This window comes from Micrococcus sp. KRD077 (assembly GCF_017168505.1).
Classification (GTDB): Bacteria; Actinomycetota; Actinomycetes; order Actinomycetales; family Micrococcaceae; genus Micrococcus; species Micrococcus luteus.
This window is the reverse complement of record NZ_JABFAZ010000070.1, coordinates 1-7,425: the sequence shown is the minus strand read 5'-3', so window position 1 is coordinate 7,425 and position 7,425 is coordinate 1. Positions and strand designations below refer to the sequence as shown.

Here is a 7,425-nt window from a genome sequence, read left to right as displayed (position 1 = left end):
CCCTCAAGGGACTCGGCCGCCGCATGGACCGCAACACGTGGATCATGGTGGGCATCGCCGCCGCCGTGGGCTTCTTCATTGCGCTGTTCACCGGCCTGCTCGTCTACCTCGTCGCCCTGCCCGGCGCCGTCATCCTCCTGCGCTTGGCCTTCGGCTCCGGCGGGGGATCGGCCCAGATCGAGAAGCTGGCGCAGATGGAGATGTGGACGCGCTCGCTCTCCGGCCTGATCGTCGCAGGAACCTCCCTGGAGACCGCACTGGCCGCTTCCATGCCCAACGCCGGCGACCTGATCCGGGACGAGATCGCCACGATGAATGCCCGCATCAAGGCCGGCTGGCCTACCGCAGACGCCCTCAAGCGCCTGGGCCTGGAATGGGGAGACCAGACCGGCGACCTGGTCGTCATGCAGCTGATCCTGGCCGCCAATCAGCGCGGCCAGGGCCTGGCGAACGCCCTGGACGACCTCTCCACCTCCGTGGAGGAAGAGGTCTCCAAGCGCCGGGCCATCTACGCCGACCGCGCCGGCGCCCGCCGTGAGGCCCGCATCGTGATCACCATCGTGGTGATTTCCCTGTGCCTGGTCCCCGGAATGGGCGGGCCCATGGCCGCCTACCAGACCCCGCTGGGCCAGGCGCTCTACCTCGTCCTGGCTCTGGTCACCGCAGGGCTCATCATCTGGATGACCCGCGTGGTAGCCCCGCCGCCGCAGGTCCGCCTGCTGACCGCTAGGAGCTCGTCATGATGATGATCATCATCGCCGGCATGCTGTTCGGCCTGGCCGCGACCGCGCTGATCTGGCCCCTGCTGCCCCAGCGTCCGCGCCTGCGCGCGGCGGCCTTCGACGGCATCGTGACCAGCACCTCCGGAGGCGGCGCGCTCTCTTGGCAGGAGCGGGCCTCGCAGTGGACGATGCGCACGCTGCCGCCGGCCCTGGTCAACGGCCTCACCGACGCCGACCTGGACATCCTGGGCACCACCCGCAGCCGCCACACCTGGGCCAAGATCTACGGCGCCACACTCGTGTTCGTGGTCTGCCTCGCCCTGAGCGTGGCCGCACAGGTGCTCTACTCCCTGCCGCTGTGGCTGTCCCTGCTGATCAGCCTGCTCGTCGCCGCCGTCGCCTGGCTGGCACCTGACTCGGCCGCCCGCAAGCGAGCGACCAAGGCACGCACTGACTTCGCACGCGCGGTCGCGGTATTCGTCGAGCTGCTGGCCTCTGAGCGCGGCCGCAACGCCCAGCCCACGGTGGCTCTGGAAAACGCAGCCGCCATCGGCGACACCTGGGCTTTCCAGCGGATCCGTCAGGAACTGGTCCGGGCTCGCTTCACCAAGGTCCAGCCCTGGACCGCCCTGGAGACCCTGGCCACGCAGCTCCACGTCCCCGAGCTCACCGATGCCGCCCGCATCATGCGCCTGAGCGGAGACAATGGGGCCAGCGTCTACGAGCCTTTGCGCGCGTTGGGTCGCAACATGCGCGTGCGGATGCTCAACGCCGAGGCAGCCCGTGAGAATGAGGCTTCCGGCCGCATGAAGAACATCATCATGTTCATCGCGTTGATGTTCACGCTAATCGTCCTCACCCCTCTGATGCTGACGCTGATGAGCGCGTGAGACGCGCGAGCTCCTCCCGGAGATCGTGATCTCCCATCCACCCACCCACCCGCATCGGGACCGTCCCGAGGCCATTTCCACCACACGAGGGGACTCACCATGAACAAGCTGATGCAGCAGTACCTGATCCTCCGCGCCTGGATCCAGGACAAGCACGAGGACGAGGCCGGCGCCGAGACCATCGAGATCATCCTCGGCGTGCTCGCCGCCGTCGTGCTGGCCGCCCTGGTCTGGGCCGGCATCAACACCTTCGCTACCAACAAGGTCGGCGAGCTGGGCTGACTAGACCAGCCAGGGACGGAACACCACGAGCAGGGGGGTCACCATGAACATCACGGCACCGCTTCGAGCGCACCTCGAGGCCCATGCACGCAACGAGACGGGTTCCTCGAACATCGCCTCGCTGCTGATCGTGCCGGTGGCCCTCCTGCTCGTGTTCCTCGTCCCCCAGGCCGGCGCCTACTACCAGGCCTCGACCGTGGCCCAGTCCGCGGCCAACGCGGCCTACGCAACTTCCCGAGTCATGGGCGGCTCGAGCGCCGAGGGCCAGGCGGCCGCCCAGCAGGTCATCTCCCAGCACTCGGGCACCCTCCAGGGCGCCTCCGTGAACATCAGCACCACCGGGGAGCGGATGACCGTCACCGTCACCGGCACCGCGCCGGCCTACACCGGGCAGTGGATCAGCCCGTCCGTCTCCCGGTCCGTGACCGGGCCCGTCGAGAGGGTGGTCAAGTGAACCTCCGCGACACGTCCCTGGCCTGGCTGCGTGATGAGCGCGGCGAGTCCGGCGTCGGGCTGCTCATCGTGGCTCCGGCCATCGGACTGCTCATCGCCATCGCCGTCATGGGCGGCCGCATCGGAGCAGCACAGACCTCCATCGAGTCGGCGGCCGGCGTCGCCGCCCGCGAGGCCACCCTGGCCCGCAACCCCGGCCAGGCCGAGTCCAATGCGCGCCAGTCCGCCCGCATGACCCTGGACCAGACCGACTTCACGTGCGGCTCCCAGAACATCACGCTGGACACCTCCGCCCTGCGCAACGCCCCCGGCATCCCCGGGTCCGTCTCCGCCACCATCACCTGCACGGTGCCGCTCTCCGACCTGGCCATCCCCGGCACTCCCGGGTCCTGGACCATCACCGCCGACGCCACGTCCCCCGTGGACACCTATCGAGAGAGGGGCTGAGCATGATCGCCCGCTTCCGCGCCTGGCTCGGCCGCGAGCACGGAGAGTCCTCCCTGCTGGTCCTGATGCTCGTCCCCATCATCGTGCTCGTCGGCTTCGGCATCGGCATCGACTGGAACGGCAAGGTGCGCGCCTCCGAGGAGGCCGTCACCATCGCCCACCAGGCCGCCCGCGCCGGCGCCAACGCTGGCACCACGGCCGGAGCCGCCCGCGGCGAGGACATCACCCTGGACAGAGCGGCCGCCGCGCGCGCCGCCCAGGGGATGATCGCCGAAGCCGGAGCCACCGGCACCGTCAACGTCACCCCCACCAAGGTCACTGTGGACGTCGACGTCCCCTACACCCCACGCTTCATCCCCACCGGCGTCCTGACCGGCCACGGCCAGGGCACCGCCCAGATCCACTCGAACACCCGCTGACCGCAAGGAGACACCATGAGCCGCGTCACCAAGACCACCGCATACACCGGAGCCGTCCTGGCTCTGGCGCTCACGCTCACCGGCTGCAACGGCGGTGGCACGCCGGGTGGCAACTCCACGTCCGCGAGCGCCTCGCAGTCTTCGCTTGCGCCGATCGAGGACGGGTCGTCGTCCGCGAACGTGTCTTCGTCCTCCGCTTCCTCGAGCTCGACGAGCGCGTCGTCGTCTGCGCTGCCGGAGTACAAGCCGGTCACCTCGAAGAAGCCGGGGGGCCAGGAGGAGGCGAAGGCGAGCGCGTTCAAGGCGGTTGAGCTGCTCTACACGGTCTCGTCGGACGTGCTGAACAGCGGTGACGCGAAGAACGCGGATCGCCTGTCCGTGGCGGCACAGCAGGGCGAGCTGACTCAGCAGAAGGCCAACGTGGAGAAGACGCTCGCCACGGGGGCCACCTACCGGGGCGCCTCGAAGGTGGAGCTGATCGACGGCCTGGCGGGCCCGTCCGTCCATGCTGATGGCACCTTGGTCGAGAACGCCTCGGTGAACCTGCGCGTGTGCGAGGACAACTCGGGTGTGAAGATCACCGGCAAGGATGGCAAGCCTGTGGACACCGGCGCCACGCAGCGGTTCATCGTGAAGTACGCGGTGCTCTGGAACGAGGACGACGGCGTCTGGAGCGTCGTCTCCAGCGAGCTGCCTCCGCTGAACGGACCGGAGGAGACCTCGTGCTGACCCGTAACAGGTGGGCCGCCATGGCGGCCGCGGGGGTTCTGACCGCGAGCGCTCTCGTCGGCGCGACGGGGGCAGCGGCCCAGGCCACGGGGACGACCGCTGATGGGCGATGCCGTGCAGGCAGCACGGGTTCTAGCTGCCTGGTGGAGGCCACGGTGCCGGGTAAGGGACAGAACGCGCAGCCCGTGCTGGGCCGGGACGGGAAGGCCCCGAAGCGGGCGAACTTCTGCGAGATCAACGAGCCTCTGCCTGGCGACAGCGTCCCGTACCGCTGTGACGTGAACTACGACCCGGTCAATGACTGCGTGTGGGTGAACATGTCGCCGCAGCCGACTCCGCCGGCGGGCAAGGATCCAGAACGGGGCGCGTGGGAGCAGTGCAACCCGAGCGATGGGCTGACGCTCGGTCAGCCAGTGAAGACGCGCTGGATGGATTCCACGCAGGCCGGGCCGGGGGAGATCCGCCAGGCCGCCCAGACAGTCGTGAAGGAGATGCAGCTCAAGGGCATCGAGATCGGCATGGTGCCGTACCCGGTGGCGGAAAACGGCACGGGTGCTGTGGGTCTGCCGGCGTGGATGTGGGTCGGGAACCCTGACGATCCGCAGGCGTGGGGGCCGTACACGGTCTCCAAGGACGTGAACGGGATCGCCGTGCAGGCCACGGCGCGGCCGGTGCACGTCACCTGGGACATGGGCGATGGGACGCAGGTGGTCTGCGACGGTCCCGGCACCGTCTACGAGGACCGCTTCGGCAAGCAGGAGTCCCCGGACTGCGGGCACACGTACATGAAGATGTCCAACCCCACCTACAAGGTCACGGCGATCACGACATGGTCCGTGGAGTGGACCGCCCAGGGCCAGTCCGGGGTGATCGAGACCCTCACGCGCTCCTCGCAGGACGTGCGGATCGGCGAGTTCCAGGCGCTGAACGTGCGGCCGTAACGTGCGCGCCGGGGCAGGCCTTTGGTCTGCCCCGGCGTGTTGTTTCCAGATGCAGGCTCGGACGAATCGGATTGGGATACTCTGTGACCATGCGCACGCCCCCGTCGAACCCTCGCCCCACCAGGCGCACTGGCGGTCGCCCGTCCAAGGGAGACCGCTTCAGCGTGACCACGAAGCTCCCCAGGTCCTACGAGGAGAAGCTGCACGCCCGCGTGGACTACCGGGGCGAGACCGTCACCGACTACGTCGCATCCCTGATCCTGGCCGACCTCGACGCCAACGAGGTCCCCGAGTCGAACGGACAGGAGGCCTTCGACGTGAAGATCGCCTGAGCATGCAAGAAGGCGGCCCCGCGCCAACGGAACCGCCTTCTTGCGACTAGCACCCCGCCAAGGGTGCCGGTCTGAAGATTTCAGTTGTTCGAGAGCTGCTTCTCACTCGCCAGTGAAGCTCTCGATCTCGGGTGGATCCCCGCCAAGGGATCCGGCTCTGTCCCTCCCTGGAAGGAGGTACGTCGCTCTTGTCGTGCCCAAGTCTACCCAAAATCCCTCTCCGCGACACGTCCCCCCTCCCGTCGGCCGTGTCCTCGGCGCCGTGCCTGGGGGAGTCCACCCTCGCCCGGCTGCTGCGTCATCGCCGGAAGCCGGCCCGGCCCGTGCGGGGTCGGATCACGAATCCGTGCCGTCAGAACTGGCGCCGGCCCTCGCGTGCCCGGGAGGGCGACATCGACGTGATCTTGGCCGCGGTGCCCGCCGGCTCCCGGCGTCTGGAGCACCTGGGCGACGCCGTTCCCGCCCTGCGGGCACTGCCTGCCTGGCAGGGCCTCTCCCGGACCCGTCGGCGGCTGATGGAATCTCTGGTGGGTGCGCTGGCGGCCTGCGCGGACTGGTCGAAGATGATCTCCCGTCCCGGGCACAAGCGCCTGGCGAAGATGATCGGCCGGAGCGCCTCGACGGTGACCGCGGCCATCGCCTGGCTGATGCGACACGGGGTGATCGGACGCGTCGCTGCCGGACGCTCTGCCGCCTACGCGACCCCGGACGAGCGTGGCAAGCGGATCAACGAGGCGGCGGTCTACGTGCTGTGCTGCACCGCCCACCTGGACGTGGAGAAGATCCTCGCCAGGCACCGTGCCGACGCCGCGGCCGAAGCACGGGAGCGTGCAGGTCAGCGTCGGATCCGTGGGGCTGTGGAGAAAAACTGGCACCCTTCCTCGCTAGAGGATTCACTTACTAGAACTCGTAGAGGAACCACGCACGCGCGCGACCGCGGACTCGTCGAGCTCTGGCCCTGCAACCGTGCAGTGGCCACCCGTCGTCAGCAGCTGGCCGCCGCCCGCACCGTCCAGGATCGCGCTCTGGGTCTGCGCGTGCTCTCGGCCCGGGACGTCCGCTCGCTGATCCGTCCCTTCCTCGAGGCCGGCTGGACCCCGGCCGACCTGCTCCACGCCCTGGACCACACCCCCCAGGGCGCGCACCGGCTCCACAGCCTGGACGCCGGCCAGGACGCCGCTCGAGCTCGCGGCTACCTGCGGTGGCGCCTGGAGCACTGGAAGGACCCCGGCGGGCTCGTGCTCGCCTCAGCCTCTGCCCGAGCTCGTGAGCGGGCGGAGGCGGCGCGCGAGGCGATGCACCGGGATCGCCAGGCGGATGCGCGAGCGCGCGCGGCGGCCGCGGGAGTGGAGTCTCCGGATCGAATCGCGGCCCTGGCGGCCATGCGGATGCTGTTCCGGCAAGGTGGCGCGGAGCGTGACAGCCTTGAGGCGGCCCACCTCACCGCCTAAACTGACCTCAGATCAACTTAGAAGGGACATCGGGGGACCGCCCCAGCCTTCTACCCCGTGAAGACCTCTACCCACGCGAGCGGAGACACGCCCCATGCGCACCCTCAAAGGCCTTGCGGCCCTGCTGGCCCTGACCGCCCTGGTGGTCGGCATCCCCGCCGCCCTGATCCTGCTGGTCGGCAACCCCATCCCCAGCACCGCCGAGCTCCAGCAGGCCCTGACCGGCATCGACTTCGGCGGCACGTTCCTGATGGGCACCGTGCTGCCCCTGATCGCGTGGGGCTTCTGGGCCTCCTTCGTCTACTCGCTCGTGGTCGAGGTGATCAGCCTCATCCGCCGCGTCGAGACCCCCAACCTGGGCGGAGCGCTGCGCCCGCAGCAGGCCCTGGCCGGCGCGCTGATCGCCGCCGTGCTCGCTCTCGGCGGTGGCAGCCCCGCCTTCGCCCTGACCCCACAGGACACCGCCTCCGCTCCCGCCGCCGTCGCCATGGCCCAGGAGGGCCAGACCACCCAGGACACGACCCAGGACACCCCGGCCGCCGCGGGGGAGCGGACCTACACCGTGCAGGAGGGAGACACGCTCTGGGGCATCGCCCGGGACGAGTTGGGCCAGGGCAGTCGGTGGGGCGAGCTCGCCGAGCAGATGCGCTCCACGCCCCAGGCCGACGGCCAGACCCTCACCGATCCCGACCACATCATGACCGGCTGGACCGTGGAGCTGCCCGATGGCCCCACCGGCGCCGGCTCCACCTCCGCGAC

General features: G+C 69.6%; 11 protein-coding genes. All 11 read left to right on the top strand.

Annotated features, from left to right (window positions below):
- Positions 1-743 (top strand): type II secretion system F family protein (locus J1M39_RS11420; RefSeq protein WP_206496811.1); only part of this gene is annotated, 743 nt, incomplete at its 5' end.
- Positions 740-1,612 carry a hypothetical protein gene (locus J1M39_RS11415; RefSeq protein ID WP_061867358.1) on the top strand — a complete coding sequence of 291 codons (873 nt, stop codon included), beginning with the start codon at positions 740-742 and terminating at the stop codon, positions 1,610-1,612. The genes J1M39_RS11420 and J1M39_RS11415, both read left to right, overlap by 4 nt.
- A gap of 99 nt (positions 1,613-1,711) precedes the next feature.
- Entirely contained in the window at positions 1,712-1,894 is a 183-nt protein-coding gene (locus J1M39_RS11410) for a hypothetical protein (RefSeq protein WP_061867359.1), read from the top strand.
- Between the two features lie 43 nt (positions 1,895-1,937).
- A complete protein-coding gene (locus J1M39_RS11405) occupies positions 1,938-2,348 on the top strand; it encodes a hypothetical protein (RefSeq protein WP_031943861.1) in 411 nt (136 codons plus the stop codon).
- Positions 2,345-2,794, top strand: a complete 450-nt coding sequence (locus J1M39_RS11400; RefSeq protein WP_031943860.1) for a TadE/TadG family type IV pilus assembly protein — start codon at positions 2,345-2,347, stop codon at positions 2,792-2,794. Before J1M39_RS11405 ends, J1M39_RS11400 begins: the two co-directional genes overlap by 4 nt.
- 2 nt (positions 2,795-2,796) lie before the next feature.
- Positions 2,797-3,213: a pilus assembly protein TadG-related protein gene (locus J1M39_RS11395; RefSeq protein ID WP_049159529.1), complete on the top strand. Its 417-nt coding sequence runs from the start codon at positions 2,797-2,799 to the stop codon at positions 3,211-3,213.
- Positions 3,214-3,228: 15 nt separating this feature from the next.
- Positions 3,229-3,942, top strand: coding sequence for a hypothetical protein (locus tag J1M39_RS11390; RefSeq protein ID WP_061867360.1), 714 nt, complete (start codon positions 3,229-3,231; stop codon positions 3,940-3,942).
- A gap of 155 nt (positions 3,943-4,097) precedes the next feature.
- The gene (locus tag J1M39_RS11385) at positions 4,098-4,883 is read left to right on the top strand and encodes a hypothetical protein (protein ID WP_135019327.1); all 786 of its coding nucleotides are present in this window, start codon (positions 4,098-4,100) and stop codon (positions 4,881-4,883) included.
- Positions 4,884-5,047: 164 nt separating this feature from the next.
- Positions 5,048-5,215, top strand: coding sequence for a hypothetical protein (locus tag J1M39_RS11380; RefSeq protein ID WP_157571201.1), 168 nt, complete (start codon positions 5,048-5,050; stop codon positions 5,213-5,215).
- A 248-nt stretch (positions 5,216-5,463) separates the two neighbouring features.
- Positions 5,464-6,666: a hypothetical protein gene (locus tag J1M39_RS11375; RefSeq protein WP_163721744.1), complete on the top strand. Its 1,203-nt coding sequence runs from the start codon at positions 5,464-5,466 to the stop codon at positions 6,664-6,666.
- A gap of 94 nt (positions 6,667-6,760) precedes the next feature.
- The coding region (locus J1M39_RS11370; protein WP_206496810.1) for a LysM peptidoglycan-binding domain-containing protein at positions 6,761-7,425 on the top strand (665 nt) is incomplete at its 3' end.

Coding starts and splice junctions, on each gene's coding strand:
- J1M39_RS11415 (WP_061867358.1), top strand. CDS start 740: ATGATGATGATCATCATCGCCGGCATGCTGTTCGGCCTGGCCGCGACC.
- J1M39_RS11410 (WP_061867359.1), top strand. CDS start 1,712: ATGAACAAGCTGATGCAGCAGTACCTGATCCTCCGCGCCTGGATCCAG.
- J1M39_RS11405 (WP_031943861.1), top strand. CDS start 1,938: ATGAACATCACGGCACCGCTTCGAGCGCACCTCGAGGCCCATGCACGC.
- J1M39_RS11395 (WP_049159529.1), top strand. CDS start 2,797: ATGATCGCCCGCTTCCGCGCCTGGCTCGGCCGCGAGCACGGAGAGTCC.
- J1M39_RS11390 (WP_061867360.1), top strand. CDS start 3,229: ATGAGCCGCGTCACCAAGACCACCGCATACACCGGAGCCGTCCTGGCT.